The sequence below is a fragment of the Prauserella oleivorans genome (genome assembly GCF_042685745.1).
In the GTDB taxonomy this organism is placed as follows: domain Bacteria; phylum Actinomycetota; class Actinomycetes; order Mycobacteriales; family Pseudonocardiaceae; genus Prauserella_A; species Prauserella_A oleivorans.
In genome coordinates this window covers 2,311,280-2,332,570 of record NZ_JBHUNT010000001.1, presented here as the reverse complement: position 1 = coordinate 2,332,570, position 21,291 = coordinate 2,311,280, and the positions used below count along the sequence as shown (strand labels likewise).

Genomic DNA, 21,291 nt, shown 5'->3' with positions numbered 1-21,291 from the left:
ACACCTGCATGCATGTTTGCATCCGGGTGCACGAAACCCGGTAGCCTGGCGGCATGCGGACGGGGTTGCGCGAGCGCAAGCGGGAGCAGACGCGGACCGCGCTGTGCCGCGCCGCCATCGCCCTGGCGACCGAAAGTGGCGGTCCCGAAGCCGTGACGGTCGAGGCCATCGCCGACCGCGCGAACACCTCCCGGCGCACGTTCTTCAACTACTTCACGGCGAAAGAGGCCGCGTTCGTGTGGCCGCTGTACGCGCTGGCGGCCCGCTTCGCCGACACGCTCGGGAGCAGGCCAGACGACGAGCCGGTCTGGGACGCGGTGCAGCACTCCCTGCGCGCGGCGGTCACGGCGCCGGACACCGATCCGGCACTCGTCGTCGCCACGGACGCCCTGGTGTCCGCCTCCCCGTCGCTGGCCGTGGCAGCCGAGGCCCACGCGGTGGGCGAGCCGACACCGAAGGAGCTCTACCTGCGCGTCAAGGCCGAGATCAGCCGCCGCACGGCCGCCGACGCCGGCCGCGACATCTACGCCCAGCTCGTCCTCGAGGGAGCGGGGATGGCGCTGCGGGTGGCCATCCGGGCGTGGGCGCACGCCGGCGGCGATCCGCTCGACCACATCGACACGGCCGTCCGCATGCTGCGCCACGGCATCCGCCCGGCCGCCTGACGCACCACCCGGAGCTCCCCGCCCGCCATCGCCGGCAGGTGGACGCCTCCCCGCGGCCCATGCGGTCGCGGTCACCGACCCGTGCCACGACGAGGAGACCCATGGCAGGCAAGGAGACGACGGCCGACAACGCCCCGGCCGTCACGAAAGCCGAACGGCAGCGCGCACAACTCGACGAAGCGGTCGCCGAGGGCATCCCGCTCGACGTGTTCAAGCGACGCTGGATCATCGTCGCCGCGATGTGCACCAGCCTGCTGGCGGTGATGCTCGCCAACTCGAGCATGAACTTGGCACTGCCGGGCATGACCAGCGACCTGGGCATCACCCAGTCCGAGCAGACCTGGATCGTGGATCTGTTCTCGCTGGTCTTCGCCGCGCTGTTGTTCACGGCCGGCGCCGTGGGCGACCGGTACGGCCGCAAGCTCGTGCTGCAGATCGGCATGGTGTTGTTCACGGTGCCCTCGCTGTACGCGGGCATCATGGCGAGCACGGGCGTCGAGCTCATCGTGGCGCGCGGCGTGATGGGAATCGGCGCGGCGATGGTGATGCCGTCGACACTGTCGATCATCAACACGACGTTCCCACGCGGTCAGCGGGCCGGCGCGATCGCCGTGTGGACCGGGGTGGCCGGCGCGGGCGCCGGGCTGGGCACGGTCGTCAGCGGTGTCCTGCTGGAGTTCTGGAGCTGGCGCTCGGCGTTCCTGATGAGCGTGGTCTTCGGGGTGATCGCGTTCGTGGCCAACCAGATCCTGTGCCACGAGTCGAAGGACGAGAAGCGGACGCCGATCGACTGGCCGGGCGGCGCACTGTCCACGGTGGGCATTCTTGGCCTGGTCTACGCCATCATCGAGGGCCCGCACCACGGCTGGACCGAGCCGGGCGTCGTCGTGGCGATCGTGGCGGCGGTGGTCGGCATCGGCCTGTTCATCTGGTGGGAGCGCAAGACGCCCCACCCGATGCTCGACCTCACCCTGTTCAACAACCCGCTCTTCTCGGTGTCCTCGACGTCGTGCCTCATCGCGTTCTTCGCGCTGGGCGGCGCCTTCTACCTCCTCGCGCAGCTGTTCCAGCTCGTGCTCGGCTACGGCACGCTGAAATCCGCGCTGCTGACACTGCCGATCATGGTGCCGATGCTGCTGCTCTCGCCACTGGTGCCGAGGGTGTCCGCGGCGATCGGGTCGAAGCTGACGATCGGCGCCGGGCTCGTCGTCATCGCCGGCGGCTTCCTGCTGTGCTCCACGTGGACGGGCGACACCGGCTACTGGGGCATCGTGCTGCCGTTGTTCGTCGTGGTGATCGGCATGGTGTTCGTGATGCCGCCCGCGACGAACCTCATCATCGCGGCGGTGCCGAAGAACCGCTCCGGCATGGGCTCGGCGATGAACGACACGGTGCGGGAACTGGGCGTCTCGCTGGGCATCGCGGTACTGGGCACGCTCATCGCCCGCGGCTACGACAGCGGTATCGGGGAGGCGACGACCAGCCTGCCCGCGGCCGCGGCCGAGGCGGCGGAGAGCAGCTTCCCCGCCGCGCTGCAGGGCGTCGCTCCGATGATCGAGCAGACGGCGGGGCCTGCCGCGGCGGGCGCGTTCGTCGACACGGCCACCAGCGCGTGGATGACCGGGCTCAGCTGGGCGATGATCGCCGCCGCGATCCTGTCGGCGGTCGCGGCGGCGTGGACGTTCACGGCCATGCCGAACAAGCGCCGGGAGGCCGGCTTCGTGCTCGCCGAGCCCGCGCGCGAATCGGCGTCGGTGTAGCGACGGCCCGATCAGCCCTTGACGCAGACGACCTGCTTGAGGTGGGCAACCACCTCGACCAGGTCGGTCTGCGCGGCGATCACGGACTCGATGTCCTTGTACGCCGCCGGGATCTCGTCCACCACACCCGCGTCCTTCCGGCACTCCACGCCGGCGGTCTGGGCCGCCAGGTCGGCCGCGGTGAACGTCTTGCGGGCCTTGTTCCGGGACATCGTCCGCCCGGCGCCGTGGGCGGCGGAGGAGAACGAGCGCTCGTTGCCCAGGCCACGCACGATGTAGGACCCGGTGCCCATGCTGCCCGGGATGATGCCGAGGTCTCCGGCGCCCGCGCGGATGGCGCCCTTGCGCGTGACAAGCAGCTCGATGCCGTCGTAGACCTCCTCGGCGACGTAGTTGTGGTGGCAGGAGATCGGCGTGTCGAACCGCACGCCGGGCACGGTGTCGGCCAGCGCGCGCTGCACGAGAGCCACCATCGTGGCCCGGTTGCGGGCGGCGTACTCCTGCGCCCAGAACAGGTCCCGCCGGTAGGCCTCCATCTGCGGGGTGCCCGCCACGAACACGGCGAGGTCCCGGTCGGGCAGGTCGGCGTTGTGCGGCAGCCCGCGCGCGATGTCGATGTGGCGCTTGGCGAGCTCGTTGCCGACGCCGCGCGAGCCGGAGTGCAGCATCAGCCATACTCGGCCCTCGTCCGGGCCACCCTGTTCCAGGCACACCTCGATGAAGTGGTTGCCGCCACCGAGGGTGCCCAGCTGTGCCCGCGCCCGCCCGCGCAGGGCGCGCACCCCCGGGTGCAGGTCGTCGAACCGCGCCCAGAACTCGTCCCAGCCACCGACGCCCGGTACGCGCGCCGGGTTCACCGGCTGCTTGTGCATGTCGAAGCCCACGGGCACGGCCGCCTCGATGCGTCTGCGCAGCCTGCCGAGGTCGTCCGGCAGGTCACCGGCCGTCAGCGACGTCCGTACCGCGCTCATGCCGCAGCCGATGTCAACCCCAACTGCCGCGGGCGAGACGGCATCCCGCATCGCGATGACACTGCCCACCGTGGCGCCCTTGCCGAAGTGCACGTCCGGCATCACGGCGAGCCCGTGCACCCACGGCAGGTCCGCGACGTTGCGCAGCTGGCGCATCGCCGCGGCCTCGACGGACTCCGGATCGGCCCACATCCGGATCGGCACCCGCGTGCCCTCCAGGACCGTGTGCATGGGGCTTTCCTCCTCCTCGGCTGCCCTCAGTGTTACCCGGGCCTTGCCCCGGGAATACGTCGGCTCGGGGCACCGTTAGGCTGTTTAGTTGAACGAGCAACTACATGAGCGTGGTGACAGCAATGCAGTTCGGGATCTTCACCGTCGGCGACGTCACGACCGATCCCACCACCGGCCGGACCCCGACCGAGAACGAGCGCATCAAGGCCATGGTGCGGATCGCGCTCAAGGCCGAGGAGGTCGGACTGGACGTCTTCGCGACCGGCGAGCACCACAACCCGCCGTTCGCCGCTCCCCCGAACCCGACGGTGCTGCTCGCGAACATCGCCGCGCGCACGGAACGGCTGCAGCTCTCCACCGCGACCACGCTGATCACCACGAACGACCCGGTCCGCCTGGCCGAGGACTACGCCTACCTGCAGCACCTCGCCGACGGCCGCATCGACCTGATGATGGGCCGCGGCAACACCGGCCCGGTCTACCCGTGGTTCGGCAAGGACATCCGGCAGGGCATCCCGCTCGCCATCGAGAACTACGCCCTGCTGCACAAACTGTGGCGCGAGGACGTCGTCGACTGGGAAGGCCGGTTCCGCACGCCACTGCAAGGCTTCACCTCCACTCCCCGCCCTCTGGACGGCGTCCCGCCGTTCGTCTGGCACGGCTCCATCCGCAGCCCCGAAATCGCGGAACAGGCCGCCTACTACGGCGACGGCTTCTTCCACAACAACATCTTCTGGCCGCTCGACCACACCCGCCGGATGGTCGAGTTCTACCGCGCACGATTCGCCCACTACGGCCACGGCGATCCCGACCAGGCCATCGTGGGACTCGGCGGCCAGGTGTTCATGCGCAAGAACTCGCAGGACGCCGTCCGCGAGTTCCGGCCCTACTTCGACAACGCGCCGGTGTACGGGCACGGCCCGTCGCTGGAGGACTTCACCGCGCAGACCCCGCTCACCGTCGGCAGCCCCCAGCAGGTGATCGACCGGACGCTGACCTTCCGCGAGCACTTCGGCGACTACCAGCGTCAGCTCTTCCTCATGGACCACGCCGGCCTGCCACTGAAGACGGTGCTGGAGCAGCTGGACCTGCTGGGCGAGGAGGTCGTGCCCGTGCTGCGCGAGGAGTTCGCGAAGGGCCGGCCCGCTCACGTGCCGGATGCGCCGACGCACGCCTCGCTCGTGGCGCAGAAGGAGAAGGCGGTCACCGCCGGTGATGCGCGATGAAGCTCGCGGTCGTCACAGCCGGTACCACCAGCCCGTCCTCGACGCGGCTGCTCGCCGACCGGCTCGCCGAGTCGGTCGTGCGGCAGCTGGGTGAGGAGCCGGAGGTGCATGTCGTCGAGCTGCGCGACCTGGCGCACGACATCGCCGACAACCTCGTCACCGGCTTCCCCGGTCCGACGCTGCGCGCCGAGATCGACGCGGTCACGGGCGCCGACGGCCTCATCGCCGTCACCCCGATCTTCACGGCGTCCTACAGCGGCCTGTTCAAGTCGTTCTTCGACGTCGTCGGCAACACCGCGCTGACGGGCATGCCGGTGCTCATCGGCGCGACCGGCGGCACGCCGCGGCACTCCCTCGCCCTCGACCATGCCGTGCGGCCGCTGTTCGCCTACCTGCGCGCGATGCTCGCTCCCACGGCCGTGTACGCGGCGTCGGAGGACTGGGGCGGCGCCGACGCCGGCGCGCTACGGGACCGCATCGACCGCGCGGCGGGCGAGCTGGCCGGTCTCATGACCGGGAAGCCCGCGCGCCACCGGCCGCGCGACGACTTCGAGGACGTCGTGCCGTTCGAGGAGCAGCTCTCGGCGCTGCGCCGGACGTCCTGACCAGGCGTCACTCCGGCACGAGCGTGTTCTGCCGGGCGAGTGTCCACCAGCGGCCCTTCAACTTGACCAGGACGTAGAGCGCGATCATCGTGTGGCCGACGTCGATCGGCTCCCCTGTCGCGTCGGTCGCCCGGGCGCCCTTGTAGGCGAGCGCGACGTCCGGTCGGGGGGAAGCTGATGTCGAGAACGTCGTAGCGCACATAGTGGTCCCGCAGGAAGCCGGCGAGGCCCTTCCGGTTTGGCCTCGAGCAGCTGCTTCCGGCCGGACAGCCGGACTCCCGCCGCGCTGACCACCGTCGCATTGCGTGCGAAGTGGACGGTCATCAGCTCGGGATCGTTGGCGTTGTATGCCTTTTCCGTATCGGCGGTGATGCGCTCGATGGCGGCGATGTCGTCCTCGTGGTTCGCCGGATCGGCGATGACGGGCGGCTGGGGTGGCTCGGCGACGGTCATGCCACCCAGCCTGCTACCTCCAGTCAACTCGAGGTCAACTGGTCGTCGAGGAACTGGTCGATGTGGCACCACGTCGTGTGCCGGGCCCGGCGACCGGTGAGCACCCCGAGGTGGCCGCCCGGCGCGACGCGGAAGCGCACCTCGGGTGCCTTGTCGAGCAGGCCGACCAGCCGCTCCACCGCCCTGCGGGGCGCGATGGTGTCGTTCTCGCCCGCGATCACGAGCGTGGGCACGTCCACCCGGGACAGCGAGATCACCCGGCCACCGAGGTCGACACTGCCCTCCGCGAGATCGTTCGCGCGAAAGAAGCGGTGGTAGATCTGGCCGAACGTCCGCCCCGGGTAGGCGATCATGTTGGCCATGAAGTGGTCCACGGCCTCGATCTGGGCGAGGAAGTCGCGGTCGTCGAGCTTGCGCAGGATCGCGATGGGCTTGGTGATCTCCTTGTCGATCCCGGTCGCCCGGAACACCGGACCGACCACATAGGACGGTGCGCCGCCGAGCAGCCGGTAGAACGGTGTGAGCAGGTGCCCGCCGGTGGCTTCGACGAGCGGACGGAACGGTGCGACCAGCGGGATGGCGGTGAAGTCGAACGGCGACGCGATCGTGGTGAGCGAAGCCACCGGCAGGTCGGGACGGTCGGCGGCGGTGAGCACGGAGAAGATCCCGCCGAGACACCACGCGACGACGTGCACCGGCCGGCCGCCCGCGTCGGCACTCACCTTGCGGATGGCCCGCGGCAGGACCTCCTCGACCCAGTGCTCGATGCCGAGCCTCCGGTCGGAGAAGGCGACGGTGCCGTAGTCGACGAGGTAGGTGCGCCTGCCGCCCTCCACGAGATGCTCGGCCAGACTGCAGCCGCGGCGCAGGTCGAAGCACAACGCGGGCGCGGCCAGCGGTGGCACGAGCAGTACCGGCGGTCCGGACGGCGCCGAGCGCCCGCCCGTGCCGTTCATGCGGTAGACCGCGCGGTTGGGGCCTCGGTCGATCAGCACCCGCGGAACGGGGCGCAGGTCTGCGACGCCGCCTCGCACCAGCTTGGTGCCGACGTTGGATGCCGCCGCGGCCAGCCGCGACACGATGGAGCTCACGCCACCTCCTGTCGCGCCTCGGCGAGCCGGGCGTGCTCCGGCGTGGGGGACCATCGCGTGTCCTGGCGACCGGTGCTGCCGCCGCCCGTCCGGCGGTTCCGGCGCGGCAGGCGGCGCGCGTCCGCCCCGGTCTGTCCGGGCAGGCAGGCGCTTTCTCCGGTGTGGGCACGCGCGGTGCCGAGTTCGATGCAGAGCCCGCGCGGGGCGACTCGCGGGACGCACGCGGGCGGGCGCTCGGCCAGGAGCATGGCGCCGTCGTTCTCCGCTACGGGCGGTCCGCCAACGGCCAGGACCGTGACCCGATCGGCCCGGGCGGGACCCTGCCACCACGAGGTGACGCGCCGCTGGCGGTCCCGTCCGCGCCGGACAGGCCGCCCGAGTGCGCCGTCGACCAACGCAGGCACCGCTTCGGCGTGCTGTGCGGCTCCGGGCCGGGTCTCGATGTGTGTCATGGCGCTGTGAGGATACGTGGCCCGTCGTCGGTGATGGCTACCGTGTGCTCGACGTGTGCCGCGCGGCTGCCGTCGATGGTGCGCAGTGTCCAGCCGTCGTCGTCGTGGCGGTAGTCGTCCTTGCCGCCCGCGATGAACATCGGCTCGATGGCGATGACCATGCCCGGGCGCAGCCGCAGGCCCGTGCCCGGCCTGCCTTCGTTGGGCACGTGCGGGTCCTCGTGCATGGCGTGGCCGACACCGTGTCCGCCGTGGTCGGCGAGGAGCCCGTAGCCCGCGCGGCGGCCGACGGTGCCGATGGCGTGGCCGATGTCGCCGAGCCGGTTGCCCGGCCGGGCCTGCTCGATGCCGGCGGCCAGGCCGCGCTCGGTGGTCTCGATCAACTCCACGTCTTGGGGATCGGGCGTGCCGACGACGAAGCTGATGGCGGCGTCGCCGTGCCAGCCGTCCACTTCGGCACCGAAGTCGACGCTCAGCAGGTCGCCGTCGCGCAGCCGGTAACCTGTCGGGATTCCGTGCACGACTGCGTCGTTGACGCTCGTGCACAGCACCCCCGGGTACGGGCTGGGCGCGAACCGCGGGTGGTAGTTCAGGAACGACGACCGCGCGCCCGCGTCGGCGAGCACGTCCGCTGCGACCTGGTCGAGTTCCCGCAGCGAGGTACCGACACCCGCGGTTTCCTTGACGGCCTGCAGCGCCGTCGCGACCACCTTGCCCGCCACTCGCATGGCGTCCAGCTCACCCTGCGTCTTGATCTCGATCACCGCATGCCCACTTCGCCGAAAACCGGATAGTTATACCGGTATATTTATCACACTCGGTGGGTGCGGTGAAGGGGCTCGTGGGTGGGTTGGGGTGTGCGGGTTGCCGGGCCGGTGTCTACCTGGGCGGGTCGGTAGGCAGGACGTGGGGGTATCGAGGGTGAGTACCTCGGCGTGGCGAGGTACCCGTGCATCCGGGGGTGACCGGTACAGCGCCGTGGCGGACCACCCCGCGCGACCAAGTTCGCGGCGGTCGGTGGTGTCGCGCCGTGGCGGGCGGAAATCCGGTTGGGGGGGGCGCCGGTGTGCTGTCACATGGAGACGGCCAAGTCGTCCGGGCACCGCTGACCGGTCTCGCCGCGGCGGAAGTCCACGACGCCGGCGTGCTCGCCACCGCGCGCGGCAGAGCACGGGCCTTGCCGGGTTCTCGGCATGTCAGGGGTCCGTCCAGCAGCACGCCTGGCGCGTGGCGACGGCCGGGCTTCTCCAGCAGTGTGCCCATCAGAGCCGGTCCCCGTGGGGCAAGGCGCATCGAGCAGATTGAACGCCTGACGAGGCGGTACCTGCTGCGGGTACCTACTACGGGAATGCACGGCCGGGCTTCCGGCCAGCTCTGTTCGGCGTCAGGGCGTCGGGTAGGTGTGGCCGGTGGGGGTGGTGATGTGGAGTTGGCCGGTGTCGGTGAGGTGGAATCGCCAGCCGGGGGTGTGTTTGGTCCAGTGGTGACGTCGGCACAGCCCGATGAGGTTGCCGGTGTTGGTCTCACCGCCACGCTGGTACGGGATCACGTGGTCGAGATCGACAAAGTGCGCCGGGCGGTGGCAGGTCGGGAACCGGCATTCCCGGCCCCGGATTGTGACGTGGTCGGCGGTGACGGCCGGTGGCCGGTAGCGGGTGCGGCCGACATCGAGCGGGGCGCCCGTCTGCGGGTCGGTGATGATCGGCCGTGTCATGACAACTGTGTAAGCCGCGGATGGACCAAGATCAGCTTGTCCGACGCGATCCAGAAAGGATCCATCTGTGACCGAGAACACACCTACTCAGGCTGGGGATTCCGCGGCCGGTAAGGCGCTCGCCGGCGCGTTGTCATCGGAGGCCCTTGATGCTTTGGTGAAAGACGCCTACGCCAATGGCGGCGCGTTGGGTGCCCAGGAATTGCTGAATCGCATGACCAAGGCCGTGCTGGAGCGCTCGCTGGAAACCGAGATGACACATCACCTCGGCTACGAGAAAGGCGACCCGGCCGGCGCCGGGAGTGGTAATTCACGCAATGGCAAGTCGACGAAAACGGTGTCCACGACGAACGGCCCGATCGAGGTCGCAGTGCCGCGGGATCGGAATGGCTCGTTCGAGCCCGCGATCGTGCCGAAACGCGCCCGACGTCTCGGCAACATCGACGAGGCGATCCTGTCACTGTATTCACGTGGCATGACCACCCGCGATATTGAATCCCACCTGCACGAAGTATACGGCGTGAACGCGTCGCGGGAATTGATTTCCAATGTCACCGAGGTCGTGGTCGACGAGATCGCACTCTGGCAATCCCGCCCGCTGGACGAGGTGTATCCCATCCTGTACGTGGACGGGCTGCGCCTGCGGATCAAGGACAAGGGCGTGGTCACCACCAAGGTCGGCTACTTGGCCCTCGGCGTAGACGTCGAGGGCCGCAAACACGCCCTCGGGCTCTGGATCGCCGACACCGAAGCCGCGAAGTTCTGGGCCAAGGTCCTCACCGACCTACGCAACCGCGGCGTGAAAGACATCGTGATCGCCTGCTGCGACGGACTGACCGGACTGCCCGACGCGATCCGCTCGGCGTTTCCCGACACCGTGATCCAAACCTGCGTGGTACACGTGATCCGCAACGCCATGCGCTTCATCTCCTACAGCGACCGCAAAAAGGTCGCCGCCGGAATGCGCGACATCTACACCGCCCCCACACTCGAGGCCGCCGAGATCGCACTGAAGAACTTCGACAAAGAATTCGGCACCCAATACCCCGCCGCCGTCCAGGTATGGCAACACGCCTGGAACGATTTCACCCCGTTCCTCGACTACCCACCCGAACTACGCCGGGTCATCTACACCACAAACCTCATCGAGAACATCAACTTCCAACTCCGCAAACTCACCAAGAACCGCGGACATTTCGACAGCGACGCCGCCGCAACGAAACTCCTCTACCTCGGACTACGCAACATCACCAGCCACCGAGGAGGACCATCAGGAACAGGCACATGGGGCTGGAAACAAGCACTCAACACCCTCGTCACCCTCTTCCCCAACCGCATACCACTCCACTAAGATAAGAAACACATCATCCGTGGCTTACACGGAAATCATGACAGTGCCTGATGATCCGCCGCCAGGTCGAGTTCGGGTCGAACGCGATCGCCCGCGCGATCGACGCGGGCAGCGGCCCGTGCCCAGCCAACTCAGCAGGGTTGTCCGACAAACCGGCCAGGGTGGCGACGTCAATGTGCACGAACACCTCCGCCCGCACCGACGCCTCGCCGGACGGCCCGCTGAGAAGCAGGTCGGCGAACACGTCGGCTCGCAGCTGGTCCATGGTCCGGCCGTCGCCGGCGTTGCGCAGCGCGCGGGCACACCGGTCGATGCGCGCATAGGCGGCGGAGGCGACCTCGGCGGGCAGCTCGGCGGTCAACGTGGCCATCGCATCATCGCCGTGCCGCAACTCCACCCGCCGTTCCCGCCGCCGCGCCTCCGCCCGCGCCACAGCACCCTCCGGATCCACCTTGTACACCGCACGGTTCACCATCCGCCGAATCCACGACGGATCCCGCCCCACCAACCGCCCGGAGACCAGCGCATCCACCTCCCGCGCCCGCGAATCAGACAAGACCGCTGTCGGTTCCGACACCTTCGACGCCTTGTACAAATCAATCTCACCCCGCGACAACGCACCCAACGTTTCCGGCAGCCGCGACACCAAATCCCGCGCCAACCCGATTTTGATCCGCGCCGCATTCTCCGAAATCGCCAACGCCAGCGCCACTTCCGACGCCACATCCGCAGCATCGTCCCGCGCCGCCGAATACTCCGCCAAAGCCCCTACCTGCAACGCCTGCAGCCGAGCGATCTCACGCTCCAGTCGAACGACCTCATCGATAGAACTTTCCCCATGCCAACGATTCTACCGCGAAATATCGAATCATATGGGTGAAGCCGCAAACAACGGAACGTGACCACGAAACCCGTTCCGTGGGGAACTGCCGCTAGCAATCAGACAATGAGAGGTGATGCGTGGAGCGGCAGTTTCCCACGGCGCGCCGAAGGCGTGCCTGAAACCCACCCACCAACGCGACTCCGGCAACCACCACAACGGCACCCCGCCCGACGCAAACGGCCAACCCGCCAACGCAAACGGCGCACACGACGACGGGAACGGCAGACACGGTGACGGGAACGACAGACACGACGACGCGAACGACAGACACGACGACGGGAACGACAGACACGACGACGCGAACGGCAGACACGGCGACGCGAACGGCAGACACGCCTACCGGAACGGCAAACACGCCAACGCGAACCGCGCACACCGCCACAGCCGACCCGGCCCACCACACCGGCAGGCGCCAACGAGCCACTTACCGCAGCCCCAGCTCCCGGGCAATGAGCATCCGCTGCACCTCGCTCGTCCCCTCGCCGATCTCGAGGATCTTGGCGTCGCGGTAGAACCGGCCGACCGGAAACTCGTTCATGAACCCGTACCCGCCGAAGATCTGCGTGGCGTCGCGGGCGTTGTCCATGGCGGCATTGGACGAGACGAGCTTCGCGATCGCCGCCTCCTTCTTGAAGGGCTCGCCGCGCAGCATCTTCGCCGCCGCCTGGTAGTAGGCCAGCCGGGCGGTGTGCACGCGCGCCTCCATGTCGGCGATCTTGAACTGGATGGCCTGGTACGCGCCGATCTTGTTGCCGAACGCCTCGCGTTCGCCGGCGTAGCGCAGGCATTCGTCGACGCACCCCTGCGCGAGGCCGACGCTCACCGCCGCGATGGCGATGCGGCCCTCGTCGAGGATCCGCAGGAACTGCGCGTAGCCGCGGCCGCGCTCGCCCACGAGGTTGTCGGCGGGCACCCGGCAGTCGGAGAACGACAACTCGTGGGTGTCGGAGGCGTTCCAACCCACCTTCGAGTACTTCGGCGCCACCGTGAATCCCGGTGTTCCCGACGGCACGAGGATCGCCGAGATCTCCTTGCTCCCGTCGCCCTCGCGGCCCGTGACGGCCGTGACGATCACCAGCCGCGTGATGTCGGTGCCGGAGTTGGTGATGAACGCCTTGCTGCCGTTGATGACCCACTCGTCACCGTCGAGCCGGGCCGTGGTGCGGGTGGCGCCGGCGTCGGAACCGCCGCCGGGCTCGGTCAGCCCGAACGCGCCCAGCGCCTCACCGGCACACAACGCGGGCAGCCACTGCCGTTTCTGCTCGTCGGAACCAAAGCGGTAGATCGGCATCGCGCCGAGCGACACACCGGCCTCGAGCGTGATGGCGACCGACGAATCGACGCGCGCCAGCTCCTCCAAGGCCAGGCACAGCGCGAAGTAGTCGCCGCCCATGCCCCCGTACTCCTCCGGGAAGGGCAGCCCGAACAACCCCATACCGCCCATGCGGGCCACGAGGTCGTACGGGAACTCCTCCCGCTCGTAGTATCCGCCGATCACCGGCTTGACCTCGGACTGGGCGAAGTCGTGAACGGTCTTGCGCAGAGCTTCGTACTCGTCGTCGAGCCGGAAGTCGATCATGGTCGCTGCTCCTCAGGGGTGACCAGTGCGAGGGGTTCGTCCAGCGCGACCTGTTGGCCCGCCTGGACGTGCAGTTCGGTGACGACGCCGTCGACGGGCGCGGTGATGGTGTGCTCCATCTTCATCGCCTCCACGACGAGCAACGGCGTCCCGGCGGACACCACGTCACCGGGCGCGGCCTTGACCACCAGCACCGTGCCGGGCATCGGGCTGGTGACCGGGCCCGCGTCGACGTTCTCGGCGTGGCTGGCGAGGAGGTTCGGCCGCTCCCCGATCGCGACGCCGAGGCCGTCGCGGGCCAGCCACAGGGTGCCGTCCGGCGCCTCCGCGCGCAGGTATCGCCGGTACCGGCCGCCACAGTGGACGGCGAGCCCGTGGTCGACGCGCTCGGCGGCGGCCTCGACCGGTTCGCCGTCGCCGATGGTGACCAGCGCGCGGCCGGGTGAGCCCTCCACGCGCACGAGGGTCTCGTCCTGCTCGGCCCGCAGCCGGAACGTCACGCTCGCGGACGTACCCAGTCGCCAGCCGCTCGGCACGTCCCACGGACCGGCCCCGGGCGACTGCGGATACAGCCCGATGAGCCGGTCGAGCGCGGCGGCGACGAAGACGTCGTCGGGAACGCCGGAGGAGGTGAGGCTCTCCAGCTTCCGCTCGACGAGTCCCGTGTCCAGCCTGCCCACCCGGACGTCGTCGTCGGTCACGAGCGCGCGCAGGAAGGCGACGTTGGTGTGCACGCCGAGCACGGCGGTCTCGGCCAGCGCCCGGTCGAGCCGGTGCAGCGCCGACGCCCGATCAGGGCCCCAGGCCACCACCTTGGCGAGCATGGGGTCGTAGTTCGAGCCGACCTGGGTGCCCTCACGCAGACCGGAGTCGACGCGCACGTGGTCACCGCACGGTTCGGCCAGCCGCAGCACGGTTCCGCCGGTGGGCACGAAGCCTCGCGCCGGGTCCTCGGCGTAGACGCGCGCCTCCACGGCGTGCCCGTCCAGCCGGACGTCCTCCTGCCGCAGGGTCAGCGGCTCACCCGCCGCGACGCGCAACTGCCACTCGACGAGGTCGATGCCCGTGACGAGTTCGGTGACGGGGTGCTCCACCTGCAGCCGCGTGTTCATCTCCATGAAGAAGAACTCGCCCGGGTCGGCCGAGGAGACGATGAACTCCACCGTGCCGGCCCCGACGTAGCCCACCGAGCGCGCCGCCTCGACCGCCGCCGCGCCCATGCGGGCACGCGTGTCGCCGTCGAGCAGCACCGACGGCGCCTCCTCCACGATCTTCTGGTGCCGCCGCTGCAAGCTGCACTCGCGCTCGGCGAGGTGGACGACGTTGCCGTGGGCGTCCGCCAGCACCTGGATCTCGATGTGCCGCGGCGATTCGACGAACCGTTCCAGCAGCAGCCGGTCGTCACCGAACGCACCCCTGGCCTCCCGCTGCGCCGACTCGACGGCCGCGGCCAGCTGGGCCGGTTCGGTCACCAGCCGCATGCCCTTGCCGCCACCGCCGGCGGACGGCTTGAGCAACACCGGATAGCCCACCTCGGCGGCCGCGGCGGCGAAGTCGTCCACATCGGACTTCCCGGGCACGACCGGAACTCCGGCCGCCGAAACGGTCGCCTTCGCCCGGATCTTGTCGCCCATCGCGTCGATGGCGGAGGCGGGCGGCCCGACGAACACGAGCCCGGCGTCCGCGCACGCCTGCGCGAAGGCCGCGTTCTCGGCGAGGAATCCGTAACCGGGGTGCACAGCCTGCGCTCCCGACTCGACCGCGGCACGCACGACGTCCGGAATGGACAGATAGCTCCGAGCGGCCTCGGCGGGCCCGAGCCGGACGGCCGTGTCGGCCTCCCGGACGTGGCGGGCGTCGGCGTCGGCGTCGCTGTAGACGGCGACCGACCGGATTCCCAGCCGCCGCAGCGTCCGGATCACGCGGACGGCGATCTCTCCACGGTTGGCGACGAGAACTGCATCGAACATGTGCTCACATCCTGAAGACGCCGTAGCCGACGGGTTCCAGTGGTGCGTTCGCGGCCGCCGACAGGGCCAGGCCGAGCACCATGCGGGTGTCCAGGGGGTCGATCACGCCGTCGTCCCACAGGCGCGCCGTGGAGTAGTACGGGCTGCCCTGGTGTTCGTACTGCCGGCGGATCGGCTCCTTGAACGCCTCTTCCTCCTCGGCGGGCCACTCCCCGCCCCTGGACTCGATCGAGTCCCGGCGCACGGTCGCCAGCACCGACGCCGCCTGCTCGCCGCCCATCACGGAGATCCGCGCGTTCGGCCACATCCACAAGAACCGCGGCGAGTAGGCCCGGCCGCACATCGAGTAGTTGCCCGCGCCGAACGAGCCGCCGATGATGACGGTGAACTTCGGCACCCGCGCGCACGCGACCGCCGTCACCATCTTCGCGCCGTGTTTGGCGATGCCGCCCGCCTCGTAGGCCTGACCGACCATGAAGCCGGTGATGTTCTGCAGGAACACCAGCGGAATCGAGCGCCGGTCGCACAGCTCGATGAAGTGGGCTCCCTTCATCGCCGACTCGGAGAACAGGACGCCGTTGTTGGCGATGATGCCTACCGGGTGGCCGTGGATCCGCGCGAACCCGGTGACGAGCGTGGCGCCGTACTCCTTCTTGAACTCGGCGAACCGGCTGCCGTCGACGATCCTGGCGATCACCTCGCGCACGTCGTAGGGCGTCCGCGGGTCGACGGGAACCACGCCGTAGAGCTCCCTCGGGTCCACCGCGGGCTCCTCGGCAGGCGCGACCTCCCAGGGGCGCTGCGCCCGCGGGCCGAGGGTCGAGACGATCGAGCGCACGATCCGCAGCGCGTCGGCGTCGTCGGCGGCGAGGTGGTCGGTGACGCCGGACTGACGTGCGTGCACGTCGCCGCCGCCGAGTTCCTCCGCCGTGACGACCTCGCCGGTGGCCGCCTTCACCAGCGGCGGCCCGCCGAGGAAGATCGTGCCCTGATTGCGCACGATCACGGCCTCGTCGCTCATCGCGGGAACGTAGGCCCCGCCCGCCGTGCACGAGCCGAGCACCGCGGCGATCTGCGGGATGCCGCGGGCGGACATCGTGGCCTGGTTGTAGAAGATCCGGCCGAAGTGCTCGCGGTCCGGGAACACCTCGTCCTGCCGCGGCAGGAACGCGCCGCCGGAGTCGACGAGGTAGACGCACGGCAGGTTGTTGTGCAGCGCGACCTCCTGGGCGCGCAGGTGCTTTTTGACGGTCATCGGGTAGTACGTGCCGCCTTTGACCGTCGCGTCGTTGGCGACGACCACGCACTCGCGGCCGGACACGCGGCCGATGCCGGTGATGATCCCCGCGGACGGCGCCTCGTCGTCGTAGAGCCCGTTCGCGGCCAGCGGCGAGAGCTCGAGGAACGGCGACCCGGGGTCGAGCAAGGCGTCCACCCGGTCCCGCGGCAACAGCTTGCCACGTTCCACATGGCGGGCGCGCGCCTTCTCCGGACCGCCGAGCCGGGCGACGGCGAGCCGCTTGCGGAGGTCCTCCACGAGCTCGGCGTGGGCCCCGACGTTGCGGGCGAACGCCTCACTGCGCGGATCGGCGTGGCTGGTGAGCGCCGGAGTGTCCATCACGCACCTCAAGGTTAGCAGCCGTTAACACCGGTGAGGATGTTAGTGGCCGCTAACCTGGGTGTCCAGCCGCGGTGTGTCAGCCTGCCGCGGCCTCCAGCGCGGGCAGGTAGCCGAGCCGCTGGCCGTTGACGTTCGGGTGGTACGACTCGTCGACCGGCCAGCTGAGACTCTTCAGCCACCAGTCGGCCGAGCAGATCTCGTGGCCGGTGAACCGGTCACGCACGTCGACGAAGGTGAACCCGGCATCGGCCGCCTGCTTGCCGATGACGTCGGCGAGCGTGTCGGCTCCGGAATTGATGGCGGCGCGCTTGGTGTCGGAGAGGCCCGCCTTGCACGAGCCGCCGATCTCGTAGAAGCGCGGATAGCCGAGCACGACGACCTCGGCGTTGGGCGCCTTGCTGCGGATCGTCGAGTACACCTCGTCGAGCAGGCCGGGCAACGTGGTCTCGGCGTAGCTCTTGGCCTCCTCCACGCGGTCGACGCAGCCCTGGTCACCGCTCGTGGTGCAGTCGATCATCACGTCGGTGAATCCGGCGTCGTTGCCGCCCACCGACACCGTGACGAGTGTGGTGCTCGCACTCAGCGCGGAGGTCTGGGCGAGCACGTCGTCGGTGCGGGCGCCGAGACACGCCACGAACTGGAAGTCGGTGATGCCGTTCGCGTCGGCGTAGAGCTGCGGATAGGCGTTGGCGCTGCGCTTGCAGCCGCCCGAGTCGCCGTAGTCGCCGGCACCGACGCCGCTGGAGTAGGAGTCGCCGAGCGCGACGTAGCCGCCAGCCGAAGCCGGGGCCGCCGTAGCGGCCACCGCTGCGCCGACCAACGTCAGCGCGGTGACCAGAAGCAGGGACAGGGAGCGAAAGGTTCTAACCGCCATGGCCACCCTTTCCGTCAACCGTTGGCCGGTCAGAAGGATTACCAGTCGCTCACGGCCGCGGAAAGGGTTCAGACCGGGCTTGACCCGCATGGATCACCCCGGAAGTCGGACGGCAGGTTAGCGCTCGCTAACCCCGCTGTTTAGAATGACGCGATGTCCCACGGCTCCGCCCCGTTGTCCGGCAATGAGAACCCGACCCGGCGCGAGCAGATCCTCGCGGCGGCGGCCGAGCTGTTCGCCAAGCACGGCTTCCACGGGGTCGGCATCGACGACATCGGCGCGGCGGTCGGCATCTCCGGTCCCGCGCTGTACCGCCACTTCCGCAGCAAGGACGCGATGCTCGGCGAGATGCTGACGTCGATCAGCGAGTATCTGCTCGAGGGCGGCAGGCGACGCATCGAGCGCGCGGGCGACGCGGACGAGATCCTCGCCGGGCTCGTGCGGTTCCACGTCGACTTCGCGCTGCAGCAGCCGGCGCTGATCACCGTGCAGGAACGCAACCTCGCCAACCTCACCGATGCCGATCGCAGGCAGGTGCGGGCCCTGCAGCGGCGCTACGTCGAGGTGTGGGTGTCGGTGCTGCGGGCGGCGGTGCCACAGCTGGACGAGCCGCATGCGCGGTCGGCCGCGCACGCGGTGTTCGGGCTCATCAATTCCACGCCGTACAACCGGCATCTGCCCGATGACGAACTCGCCGAGCTGCTCACCCGGCTCGCGCTCGGGGCCCTGTACGCGGCGAAGTGATGATCACTCCAGCGGGCGGCACCGAATCCGCGCACGCTGGTGTTTGATGGGGCACGTGCACGCGGAAGGAAGCGAGCAGGAGCCCGCCGACCTCGTCGAGAGGGCGCAGCGGGCGCTCATCGCCATGCGCTTCGGGGACGACACCGAAGCGCTGGAGGTGCTCGCACCCACTCCGGAGGCGCGCATGGCCGACACCCGCGAGCTGATGCTGCTGCTGTTCGGCGCGTGCAGCGCGATGGTCGCCACGCTCGGTGACGGCGGTGCGGCCCCGGTGAAGGTCCAGGTGTTCGACGAAGCGGGCGAGGAAGTGTCGATCGACCAGGCGGACCCGCCGGTGCGCACCGCCGTGCGGACGCTGCTGGCCGAGGTGCACGGCAACACCGACGCCGCCAGGGAACAGGTCGAGATCGCGCTGACGAACGCCGCCCCCGACGAGGTGGACAGCCTGATCCTGCAGGCGTTGCGCTGGACGGTGCGGCTGTCGGCGGAGTGCCTGGAGCGGGAGCTGCCCGTGGCGCCCTGGATCTCGGAGGCCCTGGCGGACTGACGCGTATCGGCCTCGCGCCGCTCAGCGCTGCTGCAGGGCGAAACGGTTGCCCTCGGAGTCGACGAACATGGCCCACCAGCCCCACGGCTGCCACTCCGGCGCGGCCGGGAACTCCACCCCGCGCGCCGACAGTTCCTCACAGGTCCGCTCGATGTCGTCGGCGTAGAAGAAGACGTTGGTGGTGGGGAGGTCCCCGCTCGTTTCCCGGCGGTACTGATCCTGTGGGTCCGGGCTGAGGATCAGGATCGTCGCGCCGTCCGGCGAGGTGACCTCCACCCAGTGGTTGCCCGCGTCGTCGTAGGGCACATCGGTGGTGATTTCGAAGCCGAGCGTCTCGGACCAGAAGCGTTTCGCGCGGTCCTGGTCGCGCACGCCGATGACGACCTTGCTGACGCCGCGGATGGCCATGGCCGACTCCCGAGTCGTGTGCGGAAACCCGCCTACCGGGAGCCCGCCTCCGCTATATCCACTCCGGATACAACGAAATCGGAGTGTATGCTCCGCGCATGCCGAACGGCAACCTGCCGGCCATCACGCCGGCCGCGTTCCAGGTGCTGCTCGCCCTGGCCCGCGGGCGGTCGCACGGCTACGCCATCATGGGCTACGTCGACGAGCTCACGGCAGGCTCGGCGAAACTCGGTCCCGGGACGCTCTACCGAACCCTGTCCCGGCTCTCCGCCGACGGACTCGTGGAGGAGGTCACCGGCCGGACGGGGAACGGACCGCATGACGCGCGTCGCCGCTACTACCGGCTGACCGAGCTCGGCCGGACGGTCGCCGTCCGCGAGGCCCGGCTGCTCGACCGCCTCACCGCGGCCGCCGCCGAGGCCGGCCTGCTCGACCGGCAGGCGAGGTCCGCATGACCAGCCGGGTGCGGCACGTCGCCCGCGTTGTCGGTCTCGTCGGCGTCGTCAGCGTCGTCGGCGTCGTCGGCGTCGTCGGCGTTGTCGGCGGCATCGCCGCGCGGACCCACACCGGACGCTGATGGTCAGCGTGCGCAGTGTCGTCGACCGGGTCGGACCGACCTTGCTGCACGCCGTCCACCTGCCGGAGGACACGGTCGCGGTCGGCGACGTGGTGATCGCCGAGCCCGGCGCGACCCCGCGACCCGGGGCGGGCGATCTCGTGCTGGGCGTCGCCGTGCCCGACGCCCCGGCGGCGACGGCGCTCGTCCGCGAGAGCGCCGAGCACGGGGCGGCCGCCGTCCTGATGAAGGCACCGCTGGCCCGCACCCCACGCGTGCGGCAGGCGGCGAGGAAGTCGGCCATCGGGCTGATCGAGGTGCACGCCGCGACGTCGTGGGCCCAGCTCGTGTGGTTGCTGCGCACGGTGCTCGATGCCATCGCCGACGAGGCCGACACGCTGGAGGGCGGCGACGATCCCGCGGCGGGCGACCTGTTCCGCCTCGCCGATGCCGTCGCCTCCGTTGTGGACGCTCCGGTGACCATTGAGGACACCAACTCGCGCGTGCTCGCCTACTCGGCGCGCCAGGACATCACCGACCCCGCCCGCGTCGCGACCATCATGGGCAGGCGTATCCCGGACGACGTGCTCGCCCGGTTCCGCTCACGCGGCGTGTTCCGGGAACTGTCACGAGGCAGGCAGACCATCTTCGTGCCGGGCCAGCGCGACGGCACCCTGCCCCGGTTGATCGTGCCCATCCGGATGGGCGGCGAGTTGCTCGGCTCGATGTGGGCCGTGGTGAGCGGGCCGGTGCCCGACGAACGCGCCGCCGCCTTCGCCGACACGGCCCCCGTCGTGGCCCTGCACCTGCTACGCCGCCGGGCCCACGCCGACGTCCGGCGGAGGGCGTCGGCCGAGCTGGTGCGCGCGTTGCTGCACGGCGAGGTCGGGCCGCGCAAGGCCGTCGCGGAGCTCGGTCTCGCCGACGAACCGCACCGTGTGGTGGTGGTCGAGACGCCCGGCGGCGAGACGCTGGACGGAGAGGGCCTTCGCCTTGCCCTGTTGGAACGCCTCTCGCAGGGCATCGGTCGCAGGCCGGTCGCCGCCGAGCACGCCGGCCTGCTCTACGCCGTGGTGCCGGACGGCGCGGGACCAGGGTCGTGGCCTGAGCTGCACGACGCGCTCGCCGCGGTCCACGGCGGACGCGAGGCGGGCGAGCTGCGGGCCGCCGCGGGCAGCGCCGCCGGCCTCGCCGAGCTGACGCGCTCCCGCACCGAGGCCGAGGAGACTCTCGGCCTGCTCCGCTCCGGCGTGCTGCGCGGCCGGGTGGCGACGTTCGACGAGGTGTGGACCCAGCTCGCCCTGCACCGCGCGGCGACGGCCGCCCGCGGCGCCGGGGTGCCCGAGCTCGGTCCACTCGGGACACTCCTGGCACACGACGAGGCCCACGACACCGGTTACGTGGCGACGCTGTACCAGTGGCTGCGCCATCCCGGCGACCCGCGCAGCGCGGCGAAGGAGCTGAGCATCCACCCCAACACCCTGCGGTATCGCATGCGCAGGCTGCTCGAACTGGTGCCGCTGGACCTCGACGACCCGGACGTGCGCCTCGCCCTCCTCACCCAGCTCGTCGCCCTGCGCTGGTCGTGAC

22 protein-coding genes are annotated in these 21,291 nt (G+C 70.1%); 10 read left to right on the top strand and 12 right to left on the bottom strand.

What is annotated here, in order from left to right:
* The first annotated feature begins 53 nt into the window (after positions 1-53).
* Together ACFSZT_RS11515 and ACFSZT_RS11510 are read left to right on the top strand one after the other, a co-directional pair.
* Positions 54-665, top strand: coding sequence for a TetR/AcrR family transcriptional regulator (locus tag ACFSZT_RS11515; RefSeq protein ID WP_377392785.1), 612 nt, complete (start codon positions 54-56; stop codon positions 663-665).
* A gap of 101 nt (positions 666-766) precedes the next feature.
* Positions 767-2,425 (top strand): MFS transporter, encoded by a 1,659-nt coding sequence (locus ACFSZT_RS11510; RefSeq protein WP_377392782.1) that lies wholly within the window; start codon positions 767-769, stop codon positions 2,423-2,425.
* 11 nt (positions 2,426-2,436) lie between these two features.
* Here the strand turns inward: ACFSZT_RS11510 and ACFSZT_RS11505 are convergent, their stop codons facing one another.
* Positions 2,437-3,627: an RtcB family protein gene (locus ACFSZT_RS11505; RefSeq protein ID WP_377392779.1), complete on the bottom strand. Its 1,191-nt coding sequence runs from the start codon at positions 3,625-3,627 to the stop codon at positions 2,437-2,439.
* Positions 3,628-3,749: 122 nt separating this feature from the next.
* Between ACFSZT_RS11505 and ACFSZT_RS11500 the strand changes: the two genes are divergently transcribed.
* Together ACFSZT_RS11500 and ACFSZT_RS11495 are read left to right on the top strand one after the other, a co-directional pair.
* Positions 3,750-4,853 carry an LLM class flavin-dependent oxidoreductase gene (locus ACFSZT_RS11500; protein ID WP_377392883.1) on the top strand — a complete coding sequence of 368 codons (1,104 nt, stop codon included), beginning with the start codon at positions 3,750-3,752 and terminating at the stop codon, positions 4,851-4,853.
* Positions 4,850-5,458, top strand: coding sequence for an FMN reductase (locus ACFSZT_RS11495; RefSeq protein WP_377392776.1), 609 nt, complete (start codon positions 4,850-4,852; stop codon positions 5,456-5,458). Before ACFSZT_RS11500 ends, ACFSZT_RS11495 begins: the two co-directional genes overlap by 4 nt.
* 7 nt (positions 5,459-5,465) lie before the next feature.
* Here ACFSZT_RS11495 and ACFSZT_RS11490 read toward each other — a convergent pair whose 3' ends face one another.
* From ACFSZT_RS11490 to ACFSZT_RS11470, 5 genes are all read right to left on the bottom strand, one after another.
* The gene (locus ACFSZT_RS11490) at positions 5,466-5,660 is read right to left on the bottom strand and encodes a hypothetical protein (RefSeq protein WP_377392773.1); all 195 of its coding nucleotides are present in this window, start codon (positions 5,658-5,660) and stop codon (positions 5,466-5,468) included.
* Between the two features lie 274 nt (positions 5,661-5,934).
* Positions 5,935-7,002: an alpha/beta fold hydrolase gene (locus tag ACFSZT_RS11485; protein ID WP_377392770.1), complete on the bottom strand. Its 1,068-nt coding sequence runs from the start codon at positions 7,000-7,002 to the stop codon at positions 5,935-5,937.
* A complete protein-coding gene (locus tag ACFSZT_RS11480; RefSeq protein WP_377392767.1) occupies positions 6,999-7,454 on the bottom strand; it encodes a hypothetical protein in 456 nt (151 codons plus the stop codon). Before ACFSZT_RS11480 ends, ACFSZT_RS11485 begins: the two co-directional genes overlap by 4 nt.
* Positions 7,451-8,218: a type I methionyl aminopeptidase gene (gene map / locus ACFSZT_RS11475; RefSeq protein ID WP_377392764.1), complete on the bottom strand. Its 768-nt coding sequence runs from the start codon at positions 8,216-8,218 to the stop codon at positions 7,451-7,453. The genes ACFSZT_RS11480 and map overlap by 4 nt, the downstream gene beginning before the upstream one ends.
* Before the next feature lie 620 nt (positions 8,219-8,838).
* Entirely contained in the window at positions 8,839-9,168 is a 330-nt protein-coding gene (locus tag ACFSZT_RS11470) for an HNH endonuclease (RefSeq protein ID WP_377392762.1), read from the bottom strand.
* Between the two features lie 67 nt (positions 9,169-9,235).
* Here ACFSZT_RS11470 and ACFSZT_RS11465 point away from each other — a divergent pair, with 67 nt between their 5' ends.
* The gene (locus ACFSZT_RS11465) at positions 9,236-10,519 is read left to right on the top strand and encodes an IS256 family transposase (RefSeq protein ID WP_377478200.1); all 1,284 of its coding nucleotides are present in this window, start codon (positions 9,236-9,238) and stop codon (positions 10,517-10,519) included.
* A 13-nt stretch (positions 10,520-10,532) separates the two neighbouring features.
* Here ACFSZT_RS11465 and ACFSZT_RS11460 read toward each other — a convergent pair whose 3' ends face one another.
* The 5 genes from ACFSZT_RS11460 to ACFSZT_RS11440 form a co-directional block, all read right to left on the bottom strand.
* On the bottom strand, positions 10,533-11,327 hold the full coding sequence (locus ACFSZT_RS11460; RefSeq protein WP_377384572.1) for a DUF222 domain-containing protein: 795 nt from the start codon (positions 11,325-11,327) through the stop codon (positions 10,533-10,535).
* A gap of 499 nt (positions 11,328-11,826) precedes the next feature.
* Positions 11,827-12,981 (bottom strand): acyl-CoA dehydrogenase family protein, encoded by a 1,155-nt coding sequence (locus ACFSZT_RS11455; protein ID WP_377384558.1) that lies wholly within the window; start codon positions 12,979-12,981, stop codon positions 11,827-11,829.
* Entirely contained in the window at positions 12,978-14,951 is a 1,974-nt protein-coding gene (locus tag ACFSZT_RS11450) for an acetyl/propionyl/methylcrotonyl-CoA carboxylase subunit alpha (protein ID WP_377384556.1), read from the bottom strand. Before ACFSZT_RS11450 ends, ACFSZT_RS11455 begins: the two co-directional genes overlap by 4 nt.
* 4 nt (positions 14,952-14,955) lie before the next feature.
* Positions 14,956-16,569 (bottom strand): carboxyl transferase domain-containing protein, encoded by a 1,614-nt coding sequence (locus ACFSZT_RS11445; protein WP_377384555.1) that lies wholly within the window; start codon positions 16,567-16,569, stop codon positions 14,956-14,958.
* A gap of 79 nt (positions 16,570-16,648) precedes the next feature.
* The gene (locus ACFSZT_RS11440) at positions 16,649-17,446 is read right to left on the bottom strand and encodes an SGNH/GDSL hydrolase family protein (RefSeq protein WP_377384553.1); all 798 of its coding nucleotides are present in this window, start codon (positions 17,444-17,446) and stop codon (positions 16,649-16,651) included.
* 153 nt (positions 17,447-17,599) lie between these two features.
* Here ACFSZT_RS11440 and ACFSZT_RS11435 point away from each other — a divergent pair, with 153 nt between their 5' ends.
* Positions 17,600-18,190 (top strand): SACE_7040 family transcriptional regulator, encoded by a 591-nt coding sequence (locus ACFSZT_RS11435; protein ID WP_377384551.1) that lies wholly within the window; start codon positions 17,600-17,602, stop codon positions 18,188-18,190.
* Positions 18,191-18,236: 46 nt separating this feature from the next.
* Entirely contained in the window at positions 18,237-18,737 is a 501-nt protein-coding gene (locus tag ACFSZT_RS11430) for a hypothetical protein (RefSeq protein WP_377384549.1), read from the top strand.
* A 21-nt stretch (positions 18,738-18,758) separates the two neighbouring features.
* On the opposite strand, the gene ACFSZT_RS11425 is transcribed toward ACFSZT_RS11430, so the two are convergent.
* Positions 18,759-19,145 (bottom strand): VOC family protein, encoded by a 387-nt coding sequence (locus ACFSZT_RS11425; protein ID WP_377384547.1) that lies wholly within the window; start codon positions 19,143-19,145, stop codon positions 18,759-18,761.
* A 98-nt stretch (positions 19,146-19,243) separates the two neighbouring features.
* Here ACFSZT_RS11425 and ACFSZT_RS11420 point away from each other — a divergent pair, with 98 nt between their 5' ends.
* From ACFSZT_RS11420 to ACFSZT_RS11410, 3 genes are read left to right on the top strand one after another with little or no spacing between them, the layout of a single operon-like run.
* The gene (locus tag ACFSZT_RS11420) at positions 19,244-19,600 is read left to right on the top strand and encodes a PadR family transcriptional regulator (protein WP_377384546.1); all 357 of its coding nucleotides are present in this window, start codon (positions 19,244-19,246) and stop codon (positions 19,598-19,600) included.
* Positions 19,597-19,722, top strand: coding sequence for a hypothetical protein (locus ACFSZT_RS11415; protein ID WP_377384544.1), 126 nt, complete (start codon positions 19,597-19,599; stop codon positions 19,720-19,722). Before ACFSZT_RS11420 ends, ACFSZT_RS11415 begins: the two co-directional genes overlap by 4 nt.
* Positions 19,722-21,290, top strand: coding sequence for a PucR family transcriptional regulator (locus tag ACFSZT_RS11410; protein WP_377384542.1), 1,569 nt, complete (start codon positions 19,722-19,724; stop codon positions 21,288-21,290). Before ACFSZT_RS11415 ends, ACFSZT_RS11410 begins: the two co-directional genes overlap by 1 nt.
* The last annotated feature ends 1 nt before the right edge of the window (position 21,291 follow it).

Excerpts from the sequence above, each read along its gene's own strand:
- ACFSZT_RS11515 (WP_377392785.1), top strand. The coding sequence starts at position 54 with ATGCGGACGGGGTTGCGCGAGCGCAAGCGGGAGCAGACGCGGACCGCG.
- ACFSZT_RS11510 (WP_377392782.1), top strand. The coding sequence starts at position 767 with ATGGCAGGCAAGGAGACGACGGCCGACAACGCCCCGGCCGTCACGAAA.
- ACFSZT_RS11505 (WP_377392779.1), bottom strand. The coding sequence starts at position 3,627 with ATGCACACGGTCCTGGAGGGCACGCGGGTGCCGATCCGGATGTGGGCC.
- ACFSZT_RS11500 (WP_377392883.1), top strand. The coding sequence starts at position 3,750 with ATGCAGTTCGGGATCTTCACCGTCGGCGACGTCACGACCGATCCCACC.
- ACFSZT_RS11495 (WP_377392776.1), top strand. The coding sequence starts at position 4,850 with ATGAAGCTCGCGGTCGTCACAGCCGGTACCACCAGCCCGTCCTCGACG.
- ACFSZT_RS11490 (WP_377392773.1), bottom strand. The coding sequence starts at position 5,660 with ATGTGCGCTACGACGTTCTCGACATCAGCTTCCCCCCGACCGGACGTC.
- ACFSZT_RS11480 (WP_377392767.1), bottom strand. The coding sequence starts at position 7,454 with ATGACACACATCGAGACCCGGCCCGGAGCCGCACAGCACGCCGAAGCG.
- ACFSZT_RS11470 (WP_377392762.1), bottom strand. The coding sequence starts at position 9,168 with ATGACACGGCCGATCATCACCGACCCGCAGACGGGCGCCCCGCTCGAT.
- ACFSZT_RS11455 (WP_377384558.1), bottom strand. The coding sequence starts at position 12,981 with ATGATCGACTTCCGGCTCGACGACGAGTACGAAGCTCTGCGCAAGACC.
- ACFSZT_RS11450 (WP_377384556.1), bottom strand. The coding sequence starts at position 14,951 with ATGTTCGATGCAGTTCTCGTCGCCAACCGTGGAGAGATCGCCGTCCGC.
- ACFSZT_RS11445 (WP_377384555.1), bottom strand. The coding sequence starts at position 16,569 with ATGGACACTCCGGCGCTCACCAGCCACGCCGATCCGCGCAGTGAGGCG.
- ACFSZT_RS11440 (WP_377384553.1), bottom strand. The coding sequence starts at position 17,446 with ATGGCGGTTAGAACCTTTCGCTCCCTGTCCCTGCTTCTGGTCACCGCG.
- ACFSZT_RS11435 (WP_377384551.1), top strand. The coding sequence starts at position 17,600 with ATGTCCCACGGCTCCGCCCCGTTGTCCGGCAATGAGAACCCGACCCGG.
- ACFSZT_RS11430 (WP_377384549.1), top strand. The coding sequence starts at position 18,237 with ATGGGGCACGTGCACGCGGAAGGAAGCGAGCAGGAGCCCGCCGACCTC.
- ACFSZT_RS11425 (WP_377384547.1), bottom strand. The coding sequence starts at position 19,145 with ATGGCCATCCGCGGCGTCAGCAAGGTCGTCATCGGCGTGCGCGACCAG.
- ACFSZT_RS11420 (WP_377384546.1), top strand. The coding sequence starts at position 19,244 with ATGCCGAACGGCAACCTGCCGGCCATCACGCCGGCCGCGTTCCAGGTG.
- ACFSZT_RS11415 (WP_377384544.1), top strand. The coding sequence starts at position 19,597 with ATGACCAGCCGGGTGCGGCACGTCGCCCGCGTTGTCGGTCTCGTCGGC.
- ACFSZT_RS11410 (WP_377384542.1), top strand. The coding sequence starts at position 19,722 with ATGGTCAGCGTGCGCAGTGTCGTCGACCGGGTCGGACCGACCTTGCTG.